Here is a 22,519-nt window from a genome sequence, read left to right as displayed (position 1 = left end):
CTGCCCCCTGCCCCGGTCCGGCCCGGCCCCGCCGCGGGCTGCGGCCCGGCCCGGCCCTGCCCCGGGCCCCGGCCACGACACCCGTGCACAGACGGCGCCCGGACCCAGAAGACCATGCGGCCGGCCCTTCATGACCGACACCGGCGGACAGAAGTCGACCGAGGGCCAGGGCCATGCGGCCGACTTCGAGAACCGGCCCCTACGCCCAGCAGTCGGCCGGCCCTCCGGCCCCCACGGCCGGTTTCGAGAACTCGCACCCGTGCACAGAGGTACCTCCACCCGGGTTGGATCGTTGGGCTGTCCGGGCGTGCCGCCACCCCCGCGCCCCGGAGGTCAGTCCATGAGCACGCCGCCCCTCGCATCGGGCCCCGACGGCCCGCAGGCCCTGCGGCCCTTGCTCCACACCGTGCTCGACGCGCTGGACACCGGGGCCCGGGTCCGGGGCGGGCCGCTGCCCGCGGGCGGCCCGGAGCAGGTCGCGGCGCGGCTGCGGGACGCCGTGGGAGACGTCCTCCCCGACCGGGGCGACCCGCACGCCCTGCGCACCCTGGTCGACGCCTTCGCCCGGACCGCCGCCGACCCCGCCCACCCCCTGTGCGCCGCCCACCTCCACTGCCCCCCGCTCGCCGTGGCCACCGCGGCCGACCTCGCGGCCTCCGCCCTCAACCCCTCCCTGGACTCCTGGGACCAGGCCCCGGGAGCGTCGGAACTGGAGCGGCTCGTCACGGCGGCACTGGCCCGGCAGGCCTACGGAACCGGCACACCGGCAACCCCCGACTGCCTCATCACCACAGGCGGCACCGAAGCCAACCAGCTCGCCCTGCTCCTCGCCCGGGAACGCCACGGCGCGACCGTCCGGCTCGTCTGCGGGGCCAACGCCCACCACTCGCTGCCCCGCGCCGCCTGGCTGCTCGGCCTGCCGCAGCCCGTCGTCGTACCCACCCCGCACGGCACACTCGACCCCGACACGCTCGACCAGACCCTCACCGGCCTGGACGGGCCGCTGCTCGTCGCCGCCACGGCCGGCACCACCGACGCCGGGCTCATCGACCCGCTGCCCGAGATCGCCGCCCGCTGCGCGGCCCACAACGCCCGGCTGCACGTGGACGCCGCCTACGGCGCGGGCCTCCTCTTCAGCGATAGGCACCGCACCCGCCTCACCGGCCTGAACAGCGCCGACACCGTCACCCTCGACCTGCACAAACTCGGCTGGCAGCCGATCGCCGCCGGCCTCCTCGCCGTCCGGGACAGCCGCGACCTCACCGCCCTGCGGCAACGCGCCGACTACCTCAACGCCGACGACGACACCGAGGCCGGGCTGCCCGACCTGCTCGGCCGGTCCCTCAGAACCACCCGCCGCCCCGACATCCTGAAACTCGCCGTCACCCTCAAGACCCTCGGACGCCAAGGACTCGGCGCACTCGTCGACCAGGTCTGCGCCCACGCCCGCGAGTTCGCCACCCTCGTCGACGCACACCCCGGCTTCGAACTGCACGCCCCACCCGTCATCAGCACCGTGCTGTTCCGTCCCACCGGCGCCCCCGACACCACCGTCGCCGCCGTACGCCGCGCGCTGCTCACCGACGGCTCCGCCGTCCTCGGCCGGGCCCGCCTCGACGGCCGGCTCTGGCTCAAGGCCACCCTCCTCAACCCCGCCACCGGGCCCGACGACCTGGCCGCCCTGCTGCACCTCGCGGCAGCGAGCCGAGCCACCCTCGTGGAAGGACACACCCCCCGATGAACCCCGCCCCCACCCCCGAACCCGACGCCCCCCGCGACCTCGTCGGCATCGGCATCGGCCCCGCCAACCTCTCCCTCGCCGCCCTCGCCCACCCCCTCGGCGGCCTCGACACCGTCTTCTACGACCAGCGCCCCGCCTTCGGCTGGCACCCCGGCCTGCTCATCGAAGGCGCCACCATCCAGGTCCCCTTCCTCGCCGACCTGGTGTCCCTCACCGACCCCACCAGCCCCTGGACCTTCCTCAACTACCTCAGGTCCCGCGAACGGCTCTTCCCCTTCTACTTCGCCGAGCGCTTCCACATCCAGCGCGCCGAATACGACGCCTACTGCCGCTGGGTCAGCGAAAATCTCCCCGGACTCCACTTCGGCCACCAGATCGACGCCGTCCGCTGGAACCCCGAACGCGACCTCTTCGAGGTCGACTTCACCCAGCTCGACACCGACGGAGAAGCCGAAGCCCTCGGCCGCACCTACACGCGCAACGTCGTCCTCGGCATCGGCACCGAGCCCCATGTCCCCGACCCCCTCAAGCCCCTCGTCGAGGCCCCCGGCGTACCCGTCGTGCACGCCGCCGACTACCTCGACCACCGCGCCGCGCTCCTCGCCGCCGAGCACGTCACCGTCGTCGGCATCGGACAGTCCGGCGCCGAGATCTTCCTCGACCTGCTCCGCAACCGGCCCGCAGGACGCGAGAAACTGCACTGGCTGGGCCGCACGGAGGCCTTCGCCCCCATGGAGTACTCCAAGCTCGGCCTGGAGCACTTCACCCCCGACCACACCCGCTACTTCCACGCCCTGCCCGAATCCACCCGCGACCGGCTCGTCGACGGCCAGTGGCAGCTCCACAAGGGCATCGACGCCGACACCATCGCCGCCGTCCACGACGAGCTCTACCGCCGCACCCTGCACGGCGGCTGGCCCGACGCCGTCCTCACCCCCGGCGTCCAGGTCCGCACCGCCGGCCGGATCGCCACGACCAAAGTCGAACTGCACCTGGAACACACCCTCCAGGACAGCCGCTCCCGCCTCACCACCGACGCCGTCGTCCTGGCCACCGGCTACCGCGAACGCCCCCTCGACCGGATCCTCGCCGGCCTCGACCCCTACATGCGCCGCGACAACCAGGAACGCCCCCGCATCGACGAGGACCACCGGCTCGTCCTCGACCCGTCCGTCACCGGCACCGTGTACGTCCAGAACGCCGAAACCCACACCCACGGCGTCGGCGCCCCCGACCTCGGACTCGCCGCCTGGCGCAGCGCGATCATCCTCAACACGCTGACGGGCGGGGAGGCCTACGCACTCCCCGCCCGCACCGCCTTCACCACCTTCGGCCTCACCCGACGGGCCCACGTCCCGCCGCCCCGCGAGACACCCGCACTGACCCCGCTCGTCGACGACCGGAGGTGACGAAGCACAGACCTCAGAAGACCGGCGTGCCCTCCCGCGTCAGCTTCCAGTCCACCGCCGCGAAGGCGGCCGGGTCGATCGACCCCTTCGCCTTCACCCAGGCGATCATGGTGTTGCGGATCTCGTCCGAGTTCGACCACAGCAACGGGGCCGCGGCGACATGCGGGAAGTTCCCGCCGCCGTTGGCCCGGTAGTTGTTCACCGCGAACACGAACTTCGCGTCGTCCGCGAGCGGCTGCCCCTCGAACCGCACGTTCGTCACCCGCGAACCGGCCGGCTTCGCGATGTCGATCTCGTACGACAGGCCGCTCACCACGTCGTAGTTGTAGTCCGGCGTGCCGTTCGCGTTCGTCAGCTTCGCCGGATCCACCGCGGCGCCCGGCGCCGTCTGCACGAAGTAGTTCGCCGAGTACTCCAGGTACGCCTTCATCTGCGCACCCGTCATCAGACGCGCCTCCAGCGTGTTCTCGAAGACGTACAGACCCGCCACGTCCCGGATCGTCACCTCACCGGCCGGGATCCGCGCACTGCGCGAGAAACACGCCGCCTGCGACAGCACCGGCAACGCGGCGTGCTCCGTGCCCGCCAGCGCCTGCTTCACCGTGTCCGCCTGGATGTGGTTGATCAGATCGATGATCGGCACGTCCTTGTACGGCGCCTGCGCCGACGTCATCTCCGCCGCGTTCGTGCCGATGACCTGGTTGACGTACGCCACGACCTTCTCGTGCTCGTCCCCGAGCAGCTTCGTGATCTTCGGGTCCTCCTCCACCGTGTTGGAGTTCAGGACCTTCGCGCCCACCTTCTCGACCTTCCAGCAGCCCCTCTCCCAGACCAGCTCGAAGTCGAACAGCGTCAGGCGCTGCCCCCACTTCAGCGGCTCCGACAGCACGACCTGCCTGCCCGTCTTCTTGTTCGTGACGAAGTACTCGGGGATCTCCGTGTGCGCGTGCCCGACCAGGATCGCGTCGATCCCCGGCACCTGCTCCGCCACCAGACCCGCCGCGTTCTCGATGTACGGCAGCTGGTCACCGTAGGACGACGTCCCCGACGAACCGCTGTGCGCCGACACGATGACCACGTCCGCACCCATCGACCGCAGCTTCGGCACCCACTTCGCCGCCTGCTCCTCCAGACCCGGGAACGTCATCTTGCCCTGCACGTTCGCCTTGTCCCAGATCGCGATGCCCGGGTTGGTCAGCCCCAGCACCGCCACCTTCACGTCCCGGCCGTGCGGCGTGCGCAGCCGGTGCATGCTGTACGGCGCGAACGCCGGCCGCAGCGTCTTCGCGTCCAGCGCGTTCGCCCCCAGCAGCGGGAAACGGCACTGCTGCTCGAACTTCCGCAGCACCGGAATGCCGTAGTTGAACTCGTGGTTGCCGAGCGCCGCCGCGTCGTAGCCCATGGCGTTCATCGCCTGCGCCATCGGGTGCACCGGGCCGCCCACGGCCGTGATCGGGTCGACCTTGGCGTAGTAGTACGACAGCTGCGTGCCCTGAATCGTGTCGCCCGCGTCGATCAGCAGCGTGTTGCGGCGGCCCTTCTCCTCGCGGACCCGGTTCACGAGCGTGGAGACCTTCGCCAGGCCCACGTCGTTGTGGTCCTTGTCGTCGAACTCCTTGTCCGTGAAGTAGTCCCAGTTGAAGACGTTGCCGTGCAGGTCCGTCGTCCCCAGCACGGTGAACGCGTACCGCTTGGCGTCCCGCTTCGCCTCGGCCGCCTGCGCACCCGGTGCCGAGACCGCACCGGCCAGCGCCACCCCCGCCCCGGTCACGGCGGACTTCTCCAGGAACTTCCGGCGGTTCAACGGCATGTCTGGCTCCCTGCGGAATCTGTGAACGACGCGCGTAGATAACGCGCGTAGATTCTGACCCGTCCATGACCGGCCGCAACAGACCCGGCAGGTTGCGATCTGATGACTCGGCCTCCGCATCCCCGGCCGCCAAACAGCCCAGACATGACAGAGTGGGGCGTATGACCGCGGCCACCCCAGACGCCTCCCAGCCCGCCGTCCCCTACGGCACACCCGAGGCCCCCCGCATCGCCGTCCGCGGCGAGGCCCGCCTCGAAGTCGACCCCGAGGTCGCCCGCATCGGCATCACCGTCGCCGCCCGCGGCCGCGACCGCCGCTCCGCCCTCGACGACCTCACCCGCCGCAACGCCGGCGTCCTCGACCTCGTCAAGTCCTACGGCGACGCCGTCGAACGCCTGGAGACCGGCGCCTTCTCCATCACACCCGAACTCACCAAACACGGCCGCGGCGAACGCGTCCGCACCTACCACGGCAGCGTCCGCGTCACCGCCGAACTCACCGACTTCACCGCCCTCGGCGAACTCACCACCCGCCTCGCCGACTTCGACCTCACCCGCGTCGACGGCCCCTGGTGGGCCCTGCGCCCCGACTCACCAGCCCACCGAGAGGCCCGCAAGCAGGCCGTGCACGAAGCCGTCCAGCGCGCCCGCGAATACGCCGACGCCCTCGGCACCACCCTCTCCGCCCTCGTCGAACTCGCCGACATCGGCGCCGAGAGCGCCCCGCCGGCCTACCCCCAGGCCCCCGGCCGCATGCGCTCCGCGGCCTACGCCGGCGCCGCCGAGGACACCCCGGCACCCCTCGACCTCGAACCGCAGCGCCAGCGCGTCCACGCCCAGATCAACGCCCGCTTCACGATGGTGCCGCCGCAGCTGTAAGTCCGGAGAGCGGAAATCCGAAAACACGAACGAATTTCTCCCGGGTGCTCATCGGAGCGCCCGGCCGCACAATTCAACGCTTGTCAATAACGCTTCACGCACCGTCCGTTGGGTGGTCATCCACGACCAATTCCCTACCAGTCGGTAACTCATAAGCTCGTGCCATGCGCCGAGCCAAAATCGTCTGCACCCTAGGACCCGCCACCGACTCGTACGACCAGATCAAAGCCCTGGTCGACGCCGGAATGGACGTAGCCCGCTTCAACCTCAGCCACGGCAGCCACGCCGAACACGAGGAGCGTTACCACCGGGTCCGCAAAGCCGCAGACGAAACCGGCCGCAGCGTCGGCCTCCTCGCCGACCTTCAAGGCCCGAAGATCCGCCTCGGCCGCTTCACCGAAGGCCCCGTACTCCTCGAACGCGGCGACACCTTCACCATCACCGTCGAAGACGGCGTCGAAGGCGACGGCCGGATCTGCGGCACCACCTACGCCGGCCTCGCCACCGACGTCACCACCGGCGAACGCATCCTCGTCGACGACGGCAAGGTCTGCCTCAAGGTGACCTCGGTGGACGGCCCCAGGGTCCACACCACCGTCCTCGAAGGCGGCGTGATCTCCGACCACAAAGGCCTCAACCTCCCCGGCGTCGCCGTCTCCGTCCCCGCCCTGTCCAAAAAGGACGAAGACGACCTCCGCTGGGCCCTGCGCACCGGCTTCGACGTCATCGCCCTCTCCTTCGTCCGCACCGGCCGCGACATCCAGGACGTCCACCGCATCATGGACGAAGAAGGCCGCCGCCTCCCCGTCATCGCCAAAGTCGAAAAACCCCAAGCCGTCGAGAACATCGACGACATCGTCGCCGCCTTCGACGGCATCATGGTCGCCCGCGGAGACCTCGGCGTCGAAATGCCACTGGAACAGGTGCCGATCGTCCAGAAGCGCGCCATCAAACGGGCCAGGCGCAATGCCAAACCGGTCATCGTCGCCACCCAGATGCTCGACTCGATGATCGACAACGCCCGCCCCACCCGCGCCGAAGCCTCCGACGTCGCCAACGCCGTCATCGACGGCACCGACGCCGTGATGCTCTCCGGCGAGACCAGCGTCGGCAAGCACCCCATCGAGACCGTCCGCACGATGGCCCGCATCGTCGAAGCGGCGGAGGAGGACATCCTGGCCAAGGGCCTCCCGCCCCTGACCGAACGCAACAAGCCCCGCACCCAGGGCGGAGCGGTCGCCCGAGCGGCCGCGGAGATCGGCGACTTCCTGGGCGCTCGCTTCCTGGTCGCCTTCACCCAGTCCGGCGACACCGCCCGCCGCCTCTCCCGCTACCGCTCCCCGATCCCCCTCCTCGCCTTCACCCCCGACCAGGCCACCCGCTCCCAACTCGCCCTCACCTGGGGCGTGGAGACGTATCTCGGCCCGTGCGTGGACTCCACGGACGCGATGATCGACCAGGTCGACGAACTGCTGTTGCGTTACGGTCGCTGCCGCCCGGGCGACACGGTCGTCATCACGGCAGGCTCCCCACCCGGGGTCTCGGGCTCGACGAACATGGTCCGCGTCCACCACATCGCGGAGTAGCCGGGTCAGTACTTGGGGCCCACGTGGGCGTCCATGAGAGCGACGGAGGCTTTGCGGGCGACGGAGATGTTGAACGGGTTGCTCCCGCGGGCCAACGTGGTCCACTCGACGCCCACCCTGTCGAGGGTGTGAGTGAAGAGCCCCCTGATGTCGTCCGACTTGTTGGAGAAGAAGTACCGCGGATACTCATATCGCTTCCGCTCCCCGCCGACGATTCGAGTCGTCCAGTTGGTGATCCGACAGCCATCGGAGTGGATGAGCCCCCGGATGAACTCCCAGGGACGGGCGTCGACGATGGCTTGCTGCCAGGGCTCCAGTGCGATGTGCCGCTCGTGCTTCTTGCCGGGCCCGTGCTGCGGGAAGAGAATCGGCCAGTTCCGGGAATAGCTGGCGACCGCGACGCAGCCCTGCTTCTGCGCGACGTAGACGCCGACACCCGGGCGCACTTTCCCGATGGCCTCACGGCACTCTTCGATGAGCCCGGGCCAGGCGTCCGCGCAAGCAATCCTGAGGTAGTAGCCGCCACGTGGGTGAGGGCTGATGCAACCGTCACCGAGGTAGAGGCCCAGTAGGTATGCGTATGCGGACTCGTCAGAGGGTCGGCCGGGGTCGGGATGTGGCATACGGGGGCGCGGCTCGATGCGGTCCTGCCACGAGCGGATCGCGGCCCGTGAAATGCCTGTCTCCAGACTCACCGAGTTCAGGCTGCGGCCTTGGGCCACCAGTGCGAGTGCTCGCTTGCGTGTGCTGAGGTCGTACATGCGGCCACCATGAAGCCGTGATCACATCGACACGCAGCAAAAAGCGGATGTTCACGAGAACGTGGACATCCGCTTCGAAGTGGCGACCTTGGAAACCAAGGAAAAGTGCCCCGGGTCGGACTCGAACCGACACTGTATGGGTTTTGAATCCATTGCCTGCTGCCAATTGGGCTACCGGGGCCCGGTGAATCCAAGGTTGACCTCGACCCACTGCCTGACCACCATACCGCAGCTAGGTACGCTCTTGGGAGCAGTACCGGCCTGCCCCTACCAAGGAGCCCACGTGAGTGCCCCCGAGTCGCCCCAGCCTGTTGACGTGCCTGAAGAGGACAAGTCGCACGTGCCTCCGATGACGACGCGGGTCGTCATCGCCGAGGACGAGGCGCTGATCCGGCTCGATCTCAAAGAGATGCTGGAGGAGGAGGGCTACACCGTCGTCGGTGAGGCCGGGGACGGTGAGCAGGCGGTGGAGCTGGCCCGTGAGCACCGGCCGGACCTCGTCATCCTCGATGTGAAGATGCCGAAGCTGGACGGTATCTCCGCGGCGGAGAAGATCGCGGAGGAGAGCATCGCGCCGGTGCTGATGCTGACCGCGTTCTCGCAGCGGGATCTGGTGGAGCGTGCCCGGGACGCGGGTGCCATGGCCTACCTGGTGAAGCCGTTCAGCAAGACGGACGTCGTGCCGGCGATCGAGATGGCCGTTTCGCGGTTCACGGAGCTGAAGGAGCTGGAGAAGGAGGTCGCCGACCTCACGCTCCGGCTGGAGACGCGCAAGCTGGTGGACCGGGCGAAGTCGATTCTGCAGACGGAGTACGGGCTGTCGGAGCCGGCTGCTTTCCGGTGGATCCAGAAGACGTCGATGGATCGCCGGATGTCGATGCAGCAGGTGGCGGAGGCGGTCATTCAGGACGCCGACGAGAAGAAGGCCGGCAAGGCCTGATCGCCGTGCATGAAGGAGGCCCGCGCCCCTCGGGGGACGCGGGCCTCGTTCGTGTGTCAGTCCTCGCCGAGGTACGCCTTGCGTACGGACTCGTCGTGGAGCAGGTCCTGTCCGGTGCCGGAGAGGACGATGTTGCCGACCTCCATGACGTGGCCCTGGTCGGCCAGGGACAGTGCGGCCTGGGCGTTCTGCTCGACCAGGAGAATGGTCGTGCCCTGGGACTTCAGCTCCGAGATCGTCGCCATGATCTTCTGCATCATGATCGGGGAGAGTCCCATGGAGGGCTCGTCGAGCATGAGGAGCTTGGGCTGGGACATGAGGGCCCTGCCCATGGCGAGCATCTGCTGTTCACCACCGGACAAGGTGCCCGCGGCCTGCTTGCGGCGTTCCCCGAGGATGGGGAAGAGGTCGTAGGCGCGCTGGATGTCCTTCTCGATGCCTTCCTTGTCCTTGCGGAGGAAGGCTCCGAGCTGGAGGTTCTCGGCGATGGTGAGGCGGGGGAAGATGTGCCGGCCTTCGGGGGAGTGGGCCAGGCCGAGGGCGACGATCTTGTGGGCGGGGACCCCGCTGAGGGGCTTGCCGTCGAAGAGGATCTTCCCGGACGTCGGCTTCAGCAGGCCCGACAGGGTGCGCAGGGTGGTCGTCTTGCCGGCGCCGTTGGTGCCGATGAGGGTGACGACCTGGCCGGCGTCGACGCTGAAGGAGATGCCCTTGACGGCTTCGATCTTGCCGTAGGAGACCCGGAGGTCCTCGACTTCGAGGAGTGCGGTCACTTGGCTTCTCCCTTGGTGCTGCTGGTGGTGCTGGTCGCGTCGGCGGCGGCTTCGGCGGCCTCGACCTCGGCGGCTTCGGCCTCGCCGGGGTCTCCCTCGAAGGGTTCTCCCAGGTAGGCGGCGACGACGCGCTCGTCGGCCTGGACGACCTCGGCGGTACCCTCGACGAGCTTCTCGCCCTGGACGAGGACGGCGACGCGGTCGGAGAGGTTGAAGACGAAGCGCATGTCGTGCTCGATGAGGAGGACGGCGATGCCCTTGTCGCGGATGGCGAAGACGAGTTCCTCGGTGGCCCGGGTCTCCTGGGGGTTCATGCCGGCGGTGGGCTCGTCGAGGAGGAGCAGGCCGGGCTCGGAGGCCATGGCGCGTGCGATCTCGAGCTTGCGCTGTTCGCCGTAGGGGAGGTTGCGGGCGAGGTGGTCGCGCTTGTGGGCGAGGCCGATGAACTCCAGGAGTTCCATGGCGCGTTCCTCGCTCTCACGCTCGGCCTTCTTGAAGCCGGGGCCGCGCAGGAGAGCTGACCAGAGGCCTTCCTTGGTCCGGGTGTGGCGGCCGACGAGGACGTTTTCCAGGACCGTCATGTTGGCGAACAGGCGGATGTTCTGGAAGGTGCGGGCGATGCCGGCCTGGGTGACCAGGTGGGGCTTGGGCGGGAGCACGGTGCCCTTGTAGGAGACGGTGCCCTCGGTGGGGACGTAGAGGCCGGTCAGGCAGTTGAAGAAGGTGGTCTTGCCGGCGCCGTTGGGGCCGATGAGTCCGACGATCTCGCCGGCGTTGACGGTGAAGTCGACGGAGCGTACGGCGGTGAGGCCGCCGAAGCGCATGGTGACGCCGCGTGCTTCGAGTACAGGTGTGGGCTGTGTGGTCATCGTGGTTACGCCCCCGCCTTGGTGACGGCCGGTTCGTCGGTCAGCGTGGTCTGTTTGGGTACGTCGAGTTGGCCGGTCTCGTGGAATTCGAGCTGGCGCCGGCGGTTGGCGATGATGCCTTCGGGGCGGAAGCGCATCAGGAGGATGAGCGCGATGCCGAAGGCGAGGAGGGACTTCTCCTGGAGGAAGACGAGCTTCTCGGGGAGGAGGTAGAGCAGGGCTGCGCCGAGGAGGGGTCCTGCGACCGTGCCCATGCCGCCGAGGACGACCGCGGCCAGGAGGAACGCGGAGTTGGGCGGGGTGGAGCCGGCGAACTGGTAGGGCGTGGGGACGACGCTGTAGGTGACGTGGGCGCTGACGGTGCCGGCGAGGCCGGCGAGGGCGGCGCCGAGGGCGAAGGCGACGAGTTTGACGCGGAAGCCGTTGATGCCCATGGCGGTGGCGGCGGTCTCGTCCTCGCGGATGGCGATCCAGGAGCGGCCGATGCGGGAGTCCGCTGCACGCGTGTAGACCAGGACGACGATGGCCATGATGAGGACCATCAGGAGGTAGTAGTTGGCGAAGCGGCCGAGGGTGAATCCGCCGATGTCGTGCGCCTCACCGAAGTTGAAGCCGAAGAGCTTCAGGTCGGGGATGGAGGGGATGCCGTTCGGGCCGTTGGTGACGTCGGGTCCGGACTGGCCGTCCATGTTGTTGACGGCGATGCGGAAGATCTCACCGAAGCCCAGCGTCACGATCGCCAGGTAGTCGCCGCGCAGGCGCAGGGTGGGGGCGCCGATGAGGACGCCGAAGATCAGCGAGGCGGCGGCGCCGGCGAGGGCGGAGGCCCAGAAGGGCAGGTGGACGCCGGAGATGGTGGAGAACTCGGAGCCGGAGACGAGGGCGGCGGTGTAGGCGCCGACGCCGAGGAAGGCGACGTATCCGAGGTCGAGGAGTCCGGCGAGGCCGACGACGATGTTGAGGCCGAGGGCGACGGTCCCGAAGATCAGGATGTTGACGCCGATGTTGGCGTAGTGGTCGTCGGTCTGGGTGAAGGGGAAGGCGATGGCCGCGGCGAAGCCCATGGCGAGGGTGAAGCTGCGGTTGCCGGCGACGAGTGCGGAGAAGCGGTCGAGGAGGCCTGCGGTGTGCAGGGCCCAGACCGCGAAGGTGACGACGAAGAGGTAGCCGACGAAGAGTTCGCCGTACTCGGTGTCGATGCCGTAGGTGAAGACGCCGAGGCCGATGATGGTGACCACGGTGATGACGGCCCGCTGGATCCAGGGTGCGGTGGCCTGGGGGGCGGGGATGCGCTCGGGCTTGGCGAGGTAGGCCTTGACGGCTTCCTTGGTGCCTTCGGTGCCGGTGCGCTCCTGGGGGAGGGCGAAGGCGCCGATGACGGGCAGCAGGGAGGCCACGGCCGCGATCCAGCCGCCGGGTTCGAGGTTGACGACGCCGCCGAGTTTGACGCTGATGGCGATGACGGTGAACCAGGTGACGGCGAAGCCGCCGAGGGCGGTGAGGGCGAGTGGTGCGTTGTTGCGGGCGGGCAGCAGCCAGCCGAGTCCGCGGAGGCCGTAGGAGGCGAGGGCGAACAGGGCGGTGAGGACGCCGGCGGTGAAGGTCAGCCATTGCAGGCCGCCGGGGTAGCCGTTGTAGGTGAGGTCGCCGGGGAATTCCGCGGTCCAGGTCCAGGAGAGGAACGCGGAGGCGGCGGTGGCGATGCCGCCGGCGAGCAGGAGGCCGCGGGCGGCCGCGGTGGGCAGCGGGATGAGACCGCTCGGTGCGGGCGTCGGGGTGGGGACGGCGTCCGGCGTCGGGGTCTTGGTCGTCTCGGTCATGTGATCACGCCCTGTCCGCGACGCGCTCGCCGAGCAGGCCCTGTGGCCTGAAGAGGAGCACGAGGATGAGGAGGCAGAAGGCCCAGACGTTCGCCCAGCTCTGGCCACCGAGCTGGCTCATGCCGGGGATCTCGTCGATGTAGGCGGAGGCGAGGGTTTCGGCGACGCCGAGGACGACGCCGCCGAGCATGGCGCCGTAGATGTTGCCGATGCCGCCGAGGACGGCCGCGGTGAAGGCCTTGAGGCCCATCAGGAAGCCCATGCGGTAGTCGACGTTGCCGTACTTGAGTCCGTAGGCGACGGCGGCGACGGCGGCGAAGAAGCCGCCGATGGCGAAGGCGATGACGATGATGCGGTTGGTGTCGATGCCCATCAGCTGCGCCGTGTCGGGGTCCTGCGCGGTGGCCTGCATGGCGCGGCCGGTGCGGCTGCGGCGTACGAAGAAGGCGAGGGCGGCCATGCAGAGGACGGCGGCGAGGATGAGGAAGATGTCGGCGTCCTTGATGGTGACGGAGCCGATGTCGTGGGTGGCGTCGAGGCCGGGGAAGGCGCGGGCGCGGTCGGCGCCGGGGTAGAAGTTGCGCACGACCTCCTGGAGGGCCAGGGAGAGGCCGATGGCGGTGATGAGCGGTGCCAGGCGTGGTGCTCCGCGCAGTGGTCGGTAGGCGAACCGTTCCGCTCCGACGGCTATGAGGATGGCGACGAGGGCTCCGCCGAGGAGCATGAGGGGTACCGCGAGGGCCATCGAGGTGCCGTCGGGGAGGATGTAGAAGTAGACCGTGAGGGCGCCGAAGGCCCCGGTCATGAAGATCTCGCCGTGCGCGAAGTTGATGAGCTGGACGATGCCGTACACCATCGTGTAGCCGATGGCGATCAGCCCGTACATCGAGCCTAGAAGCAGCCCGTTGGCCAGCTGCTGCGGCAGGGTGTTCACCGCGTGGCCTCCATGTCGCTGGTGGTCGTGTGCACTGGATGCGTGCGTGGTCGTGTGCTGTGTGGGGGTGTGAAAACGGGCCGCGCGGTCGGGGTCCTCCTTCCGCGCGGCCCGTGGTGAGGCTTGCTGGGGGCCGGTGCTACTGCAGGTCGGCGGTGCCGGTCTCGACGGCCTTCCAGGCGCCCTTCTCGACCTGGTACACCGTCAGCTGCTTGTTGGTGGTGTCGCCGTACTGGTCGAAGGCGATCTTGCCGGTGAGGCCTTCGAAGTCGGACTTCTGGACACCCTCGACGACCTTGGAGCGCAGGTCGTTGATGTCGGTGGGCACCTTGCCGCCGTTGGCGTCGGCCGCGGCCTTGACGGCCTTGATGATGGCGGTGGTGGCGTCGTAGGCGTAGGCGCCGTAGGCGCCGTAGTCGCCCTTGTAGCCCTTGTCCTTGTACGTCTGGATGAACGTCTTGGCGGCGGGCAGGGTGTCGGCGGGGACGCCGATGGCGGTGGCGAGGTCGCCCTCGGAGGACTTGCCGGCGGCCTCGATGTAGGTGGTGGCGAACATGCCGTCACCGCCGAACAGCGGGATCTTGACGCCGGCGTCCTTGAGCTGCTTGGTGATCAGCGCGGACTCGTCGTACTGGCCGCCGTAGTAGAGCAGGTCGGCACCGGAGTTCTTGATCTTGGTGACGAGGGAGCCGAAGTCCTTGTCGCCGGTGTTGACGTGGTCGGTGCCGACGACCTTGCCGCCGAGCTTCTTGTACTGCTCGTTGAAGATCTTCGCGAGGCCCGCGCCGTAGGTCTGCTTGTCGTCGACGACGAAGGCCTTCTTCTTCTTGAGGCCGTTGTACGCGTAGCCGGCCGCGAAGCTGCCCTGCAGTTCGTCGGTGGTGGCGGTGCGGAAGTACGTCTTGAACGGGCGCTTCTTGTCCGACTGCCAGTTCTTGCCCTGGGTCAGCTCGGGGGCCGTGTTCGCGGGGGAGATCTGGACCATGTTGGCCGAGGCGAACACCTGCTGCATCGTCTGGGCGACGCCGGAGTTCAGCGGGCCGACGGCGCCGACGGCGGTCTTGTCGCCGACGATGTTGGTGGCGTTGGTCTGGCCGGTGGCGGGCTGCGCCTTGTCGTCCAGGGCCTTGAGCTTGAACTTCACGCCCGGAACCCAGTTGTTCTTGTTGGCGTCGTCGATGGCTATCTGGGCGCCGTACTGGATGCCGAGGCCGGTGGTGGAGTTCTCACCGGAGAGGGGGGCGTCGACGCCGATGGTCAGCGTGGTGCCGCTCCCGTTGTCTCCGCCCTTGTCACCGCTGTCGTCTCGGGAGCCGCAGGCGGTGAGAGTCAGAGCTCCGGTCGTGAGAACGGAGGTAAGAATCACCAAGGAACGCTGTCGCACAATCAGTCCTTTCACAGGCAGGCCCCGCCCTGGTCGGGGGGTGAGTGCCGCGCTGGTACCGAACTCCCGATGGAGGCGGTGACTGGCCGTGACTCTAAGCCCGGGGTAAGGGCAGGGTCAGCGGCGCGGGCTCGCTTGTGACTTTCTTGTTATGACGTGGTGGATGTCCGGTCTCGGCGGCGGGCCCTCTCGACGGGTTTGGTGGATTTTCGCCGAGGTCCGCATTCTGAGAACTCGCACTTCCGGTTGGCCGTGGCTGAGATCGTGCGGTTGCGGGAATGCCTGCGCGAGTAACAAGATCGGAAAGGTTCCTGGAGTGAGCCCGGCTGAAGGCGAAACCGCGGCGTTGTATTGCGCTCACGTTACGGAGCGTCACAGCAGGAATTGCGTGGTCTATACACGGGAAACTCCCGGGTCATCGGAATCAGTGATTCTCCACGGGAGGCGGCGGGCCGCTCGCCGGGCCGGGACCGCGCGCGTGCCGCGCCGGGCGGACGGTGCTGTGGCGGTCGGCGCCGAAACTCGCCGGTGGACGCCGTGGGTTGAGTCGCTCGGTGGACTACGGCGGTGCTCGGCGGAGGTGTTGAAGGGCCGCCCCTGTCCGGCCGGCCCTTCCGGTTGCGTCACGGTCGTCCCGTCGTCCCGTCGTCCCGTCGTCCCGCGTCGTACGCGGAGCGGCGGGGCGGGGCGTCGTGTCGTGCGGCCGGTGGCGTCCGGTGCCGCCGGGCCGGTGGCGTCCGGTGCCGCCGCAGGCCTCCGGCGCGGATTACGGCAGCGTCACGAACGGCGAGAGGAAGGCGCGGGCGCCGGGCGTGTCCAGGCGGTACGTCACGTTGGTCGCGTAGCAGGGGCTGTCGCCGGTGACGGTGGTGGCGGCGAGGATGCTTCTGCCGCCTATGGTCGCGAAGTTGGGGCCGCCCGAGTCGCCGTAGCAGGCGCCCCCGTTGCCCTGCGGCGCGGTCATCGCGAGTCGGGCCCAGGAGGCGTTGAGGGCGTCGAAGGTGACGGGTGCCTTCATCCGGACGCCGCCACCGGGGTGAGTGTGGCCGCCGGGGCCGTTGGCGGCCTCCTGGGTGCCGTATCCCGCGACGAGCCAGTCGGTGGCGTTCAGGCCCTGCGGCCCGAGCTTGCCGAGCTGGTCGGCGGTGGGCAGGGTGGCCGGGGTGAAGCTCCAGCGGGCCTTGACCTCGGCGGCGGGCAGCTGGATCACCGCGATGTCGTGGGTGTCGGAGGCGGGCCCCGGGTAGTCGGGGTGGTTGTGGGCGGTGCCCCGGACGGCGACGGCCGCGGCTTGTGCGGCCGGGTCGCCCGGGTACTTCTTCGCCGCCGCGTCGAGCCCGGACTGCACGTCCTGGTCGAGGGAGACGTAGAAGCGCACGTTGGCGGGCCAGTCCGAGGTGCAGTGCGCGGCGGTCAGGAAGGTGTCCGCGTCGATCATGGTGCCGGAGCAGACCCAGTCGGCCCGGTCGGGGGTCGTGGGGTCGCCGTCGTCGTCCCAGGTGGCCACGAGCGCGCCGACCTCGGTGCGTTCGGGGGCGGGTGCGGCGTTGTAGGAGTTGATGGCGGAGGACGGCAGCGTGGTGGCGAGCACGGTGGCGCAGGCCGCCGCGGTGACGGCGAGGACGCGTACGGAGGTCAAGAGAAACCCTTCTGCGGGTGGGACGGGTCTTCTCCTGTGGGGGGAGCGCCAGTGAAATGCCCGCGGGGCGGTCGCGACAAGAGCGCGACCGCCCCTCCAGGGTTTTCCCTGTGTCCGGATCAGCCCGCGGAGCGGATGAGCTCCTCGTCGCCCGGCCGCACGTCGCGCAGCATGCAGGTCAGCCGGGCGGTGCAGACCCGCTTGCCGTTCTCGTCGGTGATCACGATCTCGTACGTGGCCGTCGAGCGCCCCCGGTGCACGGGCGTGGCCACGCCGGTGACCAGCCCGGAGCGCACCCCGCGGTGGTGGGTGCAGTTCAGGTCGACGCCCACGGCGATCTTGGAGCTGCCGCCGTGCAGCATCGATCCGATCGAGCCGAGGGTCTCGGCCAGCACCGCGGACGCCCCGCCGTGCAGCAGTCCGTAGGGCTGGGTGTTGCCCTCCACCGGCATCGTGCCGACGACCCGGTCCGCCGACGCCTCGGAGATCTGGACGCCCATCCGGTTGCCGAGGTGGCCCGCGGAGAACAGGGCCAGGAGGTCCACGCCGAGCGCGGCGTACTCGTCGATGACCTCTTGCGGGAACTTCACATGCTGCTGCTCACCCATCGGGCCCGGCTCCGTTCGTCCTCGTCACTCGGCTGCCTGTGTCACTGAGCGAACGCTCAGTCGGTCGCCGATTGTTCCAGACGCACCACGACGGACTTGCTGGCCGGGGTGTTACTGGTGTCCGCGGTGGCGTCCAGCGGCACCAGCACGTTGGTCTCCGGGTAGTACGCGGCCGCGCAGCCCCGGGCCGTGGGGTAGTGCACGACGCGGAAGCCGGGGGCCCTGCGCTCCACACCGTCCTTCCACTCGCTCACCAGGTCCACGTACGACCCGTCCGCCACCTTCAGGGCCCGCGCGTCCTCCGGGTTGACCAGGACCACCCGGCGGCCGCCCCGGATGCCCCGGTAACGGTCGTCGAGGCCGTAGATCGTGGTGTTGTACTGGTCGTGCGAGCGCAGCGTCTGCAACAGCAGGCGGCCCTCGGGCAGCCGCGGGTACTCCACGGGCGCGGCCGTGAAGTTCGCTTTGCCGGTGGCGGTGGGGAAGCGGCGCTCGTCGCGCGGGGCGTGGGGGAGTGCGAAGCCGCCGGGGCGCGCCACGCGCGCGTTGAAGTCCTCGAATCCCGGGATCACCCGCGCGATGCGGTCGCGGATCGTCGCGTAGTCCTTCTCGAACTCCTCCCACGGCGTGCGGCTGTTCTCGCCCAGCACGCGGCGGGCCAGGCGGCTGACGATGGCCGGTTCCGACAGCAGGTGCCGGCTCGCGGGCTCCAGGCGGCCCCGGGAGGCGTGCACCATGCCCATCGAGTCCTCGACGGTCACGAACTGCTCGCCACTGCCCTGCAGATCGCGCTCGGTACGCCCGAGCGTCGGCAGGATCAGGGCCCGCGCGCCCGTGACCGCGTGCGAGCGGTTCAGCTTCGTCGACACGTGCACGGTCAGCCGGGCGCGGCGCATGGCCGCCTCGGTGACGTCCGTGTCGGGGGACGCCGAGACGAAGTTGCCGCCCATGGCGAAGAAGACCTTCGCCTCGCCGTCGCGCAGGGCCCGGATGGCGCGCACGACGTCATAACCGTGCTCGCGCGGGGGCGCGAAGCCGAACTCCTTCTCCAGGGCGTCCAGGAACGCCGGGGCCGGACGCTCGAAGATGCCCATCGTGCGGTCGCCCTGCACGTTCGAATGCCCGCGCACCGGACACACGCCCGCACCCGGGCGGCCGATGTTGCCGCGCAGCAGCAGGAAGTTGACGACTTCCCTGATCGTGGGGACCGAGTGCTTGTGCTGGGTGAGGCCCATCGCCCAGCACACGATGGTGCGTTGCGAGGCCAGGACCATACGGAGGGCCTTGTCGATGTCCTGCTGGCTCAGGCCGGTCGCCGTGAGCGTCTCCTCCCGGTCGGCGGCGCGGGCGGCCTCGGCGAACTCCTCGTAGCCGTGCGTGTGCTCGCGCACGAACGCCTCGTCGACCGCGCCGTCCGTCTCCAGGATCAGCTTGTTCAGCAGGCGGAACAGGGCCTGGTCGCCGCCGATGCGGATCTGCAGGAACAGGTCGGTGAGCGCGGCGCCCTTGACCATGCCCTGCGGCGTCTGCGGGTTCTTGAAGCGCTCCAGGCCCGCCTCGGGCAGCGGGTTGACGCTGATGATCCTCGCGCCGCCCGCCTTGGCCTTCTCCAGTGCGGACAGCATGCGCGGGTGGTTCGTCCCCGGGTTCTGCCCGGCGACGATGATCAGGTCGGCCTGGTGGAGGTCCTCCAGCAGGACACTGCCCTTGCCGATGCCGATCGTCTCCGACAGGGCCGAGCCGGACGACTCGTGGCACATGTTCGAGCAGTCGGGGAGGTTGTTCGTGCCGAACTCGCGGGCGAACAGCTGGTAGAGGAAGGCGGCCTCGTTGCTCGTGCGGCCCGACGTGTAGAAGACGGCCTCGTCCGGGGAGGCGAGTGCGGCGATCTCCTCACCGATGATGTCGAAGGCGCGCTCCCAGGTGACCGGCTCGTAGTGCGTACCCCCCTCGGGGAGGTACATGGGGTGGGTCAGCCGGCCCTGCTGGCCCAGCCAGTAGCCGCTGCGGCCGGCCAGGTCGGCGACCGGGTGCGCGGCGAAGAACTCGGGCGTGACCCGGCGCAGGGTGGCCTCCTCGGCCACGGCCTTCGCGCCGTTCTCGCAGAACTCCGCCTTGTGCCGGTGCTCCGGCTCGGGCCAGGCACAGCCGGGGCAGTCGAAGCCGTCCTTCTGGTTCACGCTGAGCAGCGTCAGCGCGGTGCGCTTCACGCCCATCTGCTGCTGGGCGATCCGCAGCGTGTGGCCGATGGCCGGGAGCCCCGCGGCCGCGCGCTTCGGCTCGGCGACCTGCGGCGCGTCCTGAACCGGATCGCTCTTGGGCGGCTTCGACGCCATCGCACACTCTCCTTCGACTGCGCTGTGAGGTACGTCTCCGATCCTCGCACGCGGTGGTGACAGCGGTCGGGGTCGGGCCGGGAGGCGGGGGCGGGGTGAGCGGGACGGTCCCCCGCGAGGTGCGCCCGGGCCCGGCGCCAGCGGGGGCGGGACCGACTGTCAGTGGGGCGTGGCAGGATCGGGGGCGTGGCAGAGACAGCATCGAAGACGACCGACCAGACCTCCGGCGGCAGCCGGCCGCGACTGATGCTCATGGACGGGCACTCGCTGGCCTACCGCGCGTTCTTCGCGCTGCCCGCGGAGAACTTCACCACCGCGACGGGCCAGCCGACGAACGCGATCTACGGCTTCGCGTCGATGCTGGCCAACACGTTGCGCGACGAGGCGCCCACGCACTTCGCGGTCGCCTTCGACGTCTCCCGCAAGACCTGGCGGTCCCAGGAGTTCACGGAGTACAAGGCGAACCGCTCCAAGACCCCCGACGAGTTCAAGGGCCAGGTCGAGCTGATCGGCGAGCTGCTGGACGCGATGGGCGCCCAGCGCTTCGCGGTGGACGGCTTCGAGGCGGACGACGTCATTGCCACGCTCGCCACCCAGGCCGAGGCCGAGGGCTTCGAGGTGCTGATCGTCACCGGCGACCGCGACTCGTTCCAGCTGGTCAGCGAGCACACCACGGTGCTGTACCCGACCAAGGGCGTCTCCGAGCTGACCCGCTTCACCCCGGAGAAGGTATTCGAGAAGTACGGGTTGACGCCCGCGCAGTACCCCGACTTCGCGGCCCTGCGCGGTGACCCCTCCGACAACCTCCCCGGCATCCCCGGCGTCGGCGAGAAGACCGCCGCGAAGTGGATCAACCAGTTCGGCTCCTTCGCCGACCTCGTCGAGCGCGTCGACGAGGTCAAGGGCAAGGCCGGCCAGAACCTCCGCGACCACCTGGAATCCGTCAAGCTCAACCGCCGGCTCACCGAGCTGGAGCGCCGGGTCGAGCTCCCCAAGGGCGTCACCGACCTGGAGCGCGCGCCCTACGACCGCAAGGCCGTGGCGATGATCCTGGACACCCTGGAGATCAGGAACCCCTCGCTGCGTGAGCGGCTCTTCGCCGTCGACCCCGGCGCCGAGGAGGCCGAGACCACCCCGGTGAGCACCGAAGGCGTGGAGCTGGACGGCACGGTGCTCTCCACCGGCGAGCTGCCCGCCTGGCTCTCCGAGCACGGCACCCAGCCCCTCGGCATCGCCACGGTCGACACCTGGGCGCTCGGCACCGGCTCGGTCGCCGAGGTCGCCCTCGCCGCGCCCGGCGGACCCGCCGCCTGGTTCGACCCCTCCCAGCTGGACGAGGCCGACGAGAGGGCCTTCGCGGCCTGGCTCGCCGACGCCGCCCGGCCCAAGATCCTCCACAACGCCAAGGGCGCCATGCGCGTCTTCGCCGAGCACGGCTGGAGCGTCGAGGGCGTCACCATGGACACGGCCCTGGCCGCGTACCTGGTCAAGCCGGGCCGCCGCTCCTTCGACCTGGACGCGCTGTCCCTGGAGTACCTGCACCGCGAGCTGACCCCGGCCGCCGCGGCCGACGGCCAGCTCGCCTTCGGGGCGGACGACGGCGCCGAGGCCGAGGCCCTGATGATCCAGGCCCGTGCCGTCCTCGACCTGGGCCAGGCCTTCGAGAGCCGTCTTGAGGAGGTCGGCGCGGCCGACCTGCTGCGCGACATGGAGCTGCCCACGTCCGCGCTGCTCGCCCGCATGGAGCGGCACGGCATCGCGGCCGACCGGCCCCACCTGGAGGCCATGGAGCAGATGTTCGCCGGCGCCGTCCAGCAGGCGGTCAAGGAGGCCCACGCGGCGGCCGGGCACGAGTTCAACCTGGGCTCGCCCAAGCAGCTCCAGGAGGTCCTCTTCGGCGAGCTGGCCCTGCCCAAGACCAAGCGGACCAAGACGGGCTACACCACGGACGCCGATGCCCTGGCCTGGCTCGCCACGCAGACGGACAACGAACTGCCGGTGATCATGCTCCGCCACCGCGAGCAGGCCAAGCTCCGCGTCACGGTCGAGGGCCTGATCAAGACGATCGCGGCGGACGGCCGCATCCACACGACGTTCAACCAGACCGTCGCCGCCACCGGGCGTCTGTCCTCCACGGACCCGAACCTCCAGAACATCCCGGTCCGCACCGACGAGGGCCGGGCGATCCGCCGGGGCTTCGTGGTCGGCGAGGGCTTCGAGTCCCTCATGACGGCCGACTACAGCCAGATCGAACTGCGCGTGATGGCCCACCTCTCCGAGGACGCGGGCCTGATCGAGGCGTTCACCTCCGGCGAGGACCTGCACACCACGGCCGCCTCCCAGGTCTTCGCGGTCGAGCCGGACGCGGTCGACGCCGAGATGCGCCGCAAGATCAAGGCCATGTCGTACGGCCTGGCCTACGGGCTCTCCGCCTTCGGCCTGTCCCAGCAGCTGAACATCGAGGCGGCGGAGGCCCGCGCCCTGATGGACGCGTACTTCGAGCGGTTCGGCGGCGTACGGGACTATCTGCGCCGGGCCGTCGACGAAGCCCGGGCCACGGGCTACACGGCGACGCTCTTCGGCCGCCGCCGCTACCTCCCCGACCTCAACAGCGACAACCGCCAGCGCCGCGAGGCCGCCGAGCGGATGGCCCTGAACGCGCCGATCCAGGGCACCGCGGCCGACATCGTCAAGATCGCCATGCTCAAGGTCGACGACGCCCTGAAGGACGCCGGCCTGGCCTCCCGCATGCTCCTCCAGGTCCACGACGAAATCGTGCTGGAGATCGCCCCCGGGGAGCGGGCCGCCGCCGAGGAGCTGGTGCGCCGGCAGATGGCGAACGCCGTCGATCTCCGCGTCCCGCTGGGTGTCTCGGTAGGGGCGGGCCCGGACTGGGAGTCGGCGGCGCACTAGCCCGCCGGGCGGCCGCCCGGCGCATCGAAGCGGTGCCCCGGGTGCGCGGGCGGTTCCCCGTTGCCCGGGCCCGTGCCGGCCGGGGTGGCGAGGCCTCCGCACGCCCGGTGCGCCGGAG

General features: G+C 69.9%; 16 protein-coding genes and 1 tRNA gene. 6 read left to right on the top strand and 11 right to left on the bottom strand.

Translation table 11 applies throughout. The annotated features are described in order from the left end of the window. Window positions 1-340 precede the first annotated feature (340 nt). Window positions 341-1,741 (top strand): pyridoxal phosphate-dependent decarboxylase family protein, encoded by a 1,401-nt coding sequence (locus GTY56_RS19225; protein ID WP_161366584.1) that lies wholly within the window; start codon window positions 341-343, stop codon window positions 1,739-1,741. Continuing rightward, window positions 1,738-3,150, top strand: a complete 1,413-nt coding sequence (locus GTY56_RS19220) for a lysine N(6)-hydroxylase/L-ornithine N(5)-oxygenase family protein (protein WP_161366583.1) — start codon at window positions 1,738-1,740, stop codon at window positions 3,148-3,150. The genes GTY56_RS19225 and GTY56_RS19220 overlap by 4 nt, the downstream gene beginning before the upstream one ends. Before the next feature lie 13 nt (window positions 3,151-3,163). Here the strand turns inward: GTY56_RS19220 and GTY56_RS19215 are convergent, their stop codons facing one another. Continuing rightward, window positions 3,164-4,960: a bifunctional metallophosphatase/5'-nucleotidase gene (locus tag GTY56_RS19215; protein ID WP_161366582.1), complete on the bottom strand. Its 1,797-nt coding sequence runs from the start codon at window positions 4,958-4,960 to the stop codon at window positions 3,164-3,166. A 161-nt stretch (window positions 4,961-5,121) separates the two neighbouring features. Here GTY56_RS19215 and GTY56_RS19210 point away from each other — a divergent pair, with 161 nt between their 5' ends. Further along, window positions 5,122-5,838 carry an SIMPL domain-containing protein gene (locus tag GTY56_RS19210; protein ID WP_161366581.1) on the top strand — a complete coding sequence of 239 codons (717 nt, stop codon included), beginning with the start codon at window positions 5,122-5,124 and terminating at the stop codon, window positions 5,836-5,838. A gap of 164 nt (window positions 5,839-6,002) precedes the next feature. Further along, window positions 6,003-7,424, top strand: coding sequence for a pyruvate kinase (pyk, locus tag GTY56_RS19205; RefSeq protein WP_161366580.1), 1,422 nt, complete (start codon window positions 6,003-6,005; stop codon window positions 7,422-7,424). A 5-nt stretch (window positions 7,425-7,429) separates the two neighbouring features. On the opposite strand, the gene GTY56_RS19200 is transcribed toward pyk, so the two are convergent. Beyond that, window positions 7,430-8,185, bottom strand: a complete 756-nt coding sequence (locus GTY56_RS19200) for a helix-turn-helix domain containing protein (RefSeq protein WP_161366579.1) — start codon at window positions 8,183-8,185, stop codon at window positions 7,430-7,432. A gap of 106 nt (window positions 8,186-8,291) precedes the next feature. Continuing rightward, window positions 8,292-8,366 (bottom strand) — tRNA-Leu (locus GTY56_RS19195). 102 nt (window positions 8,367-8,468) lie between these two features. On the opposite strand from GTY56_RS19195, the gene GTY56_RS19190 reads away from it, so the two are divergent. Further along, window positions 8,469-9,125 carry a response regulator gene (locus tag GTY56_RS19190; RefSeq protein WP_161366578.1) on the top strand — a complete coding sequence of 219 codons (657 nt, stop codon included), beginning with the start codon at window positions 8,469-8,471 and terminating at the stop codon, window positions 9,123-9,125. 56 nt (window positions 9,126-9,181) lie between these two features. On the opposite strand, the gene GTY56_RS19185 is transcribed toward GTY56_RS19190, so the two are convergent. From GTY56_RS19185 to GTY56_RS19150, 8 genes are all read right to left on the bottom strand, one after another. Beyond that, window positions 9,182-9,898, bottom strand: coding sequence for an ABC transporter ATP-binding protein (locus GTY56_RS19185; RefSeq protein WP_161366577.1), 717 nt, complete (start codon window positions 9,896-9,898; stop codon window positions 9,182-9,184). Further along, window positions 9,895-10,767: an ABC transporter ATP-binding protein gene (locus GTY56_RS19180; protein ID WP_161366576.1), complete on the bottom strand. Its 873-nt coding sequence runs from the start codon at window positions 10,765-10,767 to the stop codon at window positions 9,895-9,897. Before GTY56_RS19180 ends, GTY56_RS19185 begins: the two co-directional genes overlap by 4 nt. 5 nt (window positions 10,768-10,772) lie before the next feature. Then, a complete protein-coding gene (locus GTY56_RS19175) occupies window positions 10,773-12,587 on the bottom strand; it encodes a branched-chain amino acid ABC transporter permease (protein ID WP_161366575.1) in 1,815 nt (604 codons plus the stop codon). Between the two features lie 4 nt (window positions 12,588-12,591). Further along, window positions 12,592-13,521 carry an ABC transporter permease subunit gene (locus GTY56_RS19170; RefSeq protein ID WP_161366574.1) on the bottom strand — a complete coding sequence of 310 codons (930 nt, stop codon included), beginning with the start codon at window positions 13,519-13,521 and terminating at the stop codon, window positions 12,592-12,594. Window positions 13,522-13,660: 139 nt separating this feature from the next. Next, window positions 13,661-14,890: a branched-chain amino acid ABC transporter substrate-binding protein gene (locus GTY56_RS19165; RefSeq protein WP_161366585.1), complete on the bottom strand. Its 1,230-nt coding sequence runs from the start codon at window positions 14,888-14,890 to the stop codon at window positions 13,661-13,663. A 781-nt stretch (window positions 14,891-15,671) separates the two neighbouring features. Beyond that, window positions 15,672-16,544, bottom strand: coding sequence for a trypsin-like serine protease (locus GTY56_RS19160; RefSeq protein ID WP_161366573.1), 873 nt, complete (start codon window positions 16,542-16,544; stop codon window positions 15,672-15,674). A gap of 119 nt (window positions 16,545-16,663) precedes the next feature. Next, window positions 16,664-17,152 carry a PaaI family thioesterase gene (locus GTY56_RS19155; RefSeq protein WP_161366572.1) on the bottom strand — a complete coding sequence of 163 codons (489 nt, stop codon included), beginning with the start codon at window positions 17,150-17,152 and terminating at the stop codon, window positions 16,664-16,666. A gap of 56 nt (window positions 17,153-17,208) precedes the next feature. After that, a complete protein-coding gene (locus tag GTY56_RS19150) occupies window positions 17,209-19,488 on the bottom strand; it encodes an FdhF/YdeP family oxidoreductase (protein WP_161366571.1) in 2,280 nt (759 codons plus the stop codon). A gap of 186 nt (window positions 19,489-19,674) precedes the next feature. Between GTY56_RS19150 and polA the strand changes: the two genes are divergently transcribed. Continuing rightward, entirely contained in the window at window positions 19,675-22,401 is a 2,727-nt protein-coding gene (polA, locus tag GTY56_RS19145) for a DNA polymerase I (protein WP_161366570.1), read from the top strand. Window positions 22,402-22,519: the final 118 nt, after the last annotated feature.

This window comes from Streptomyces sp. SID5643 (genome assembly GCF_009872555.1).
Taxonomy (GTDB): Bacteria; Actinomycetota; Actinomycetes; order Streptomycetales; family Streptomycetaceae; genus Streptomyces; species Streptomyces iakyrus.
The sequence above is the reverse complement of the archived record's forward strand: the minus strand, read 5'-3'. Positions and strand labels throughout refer to the sequence as shown.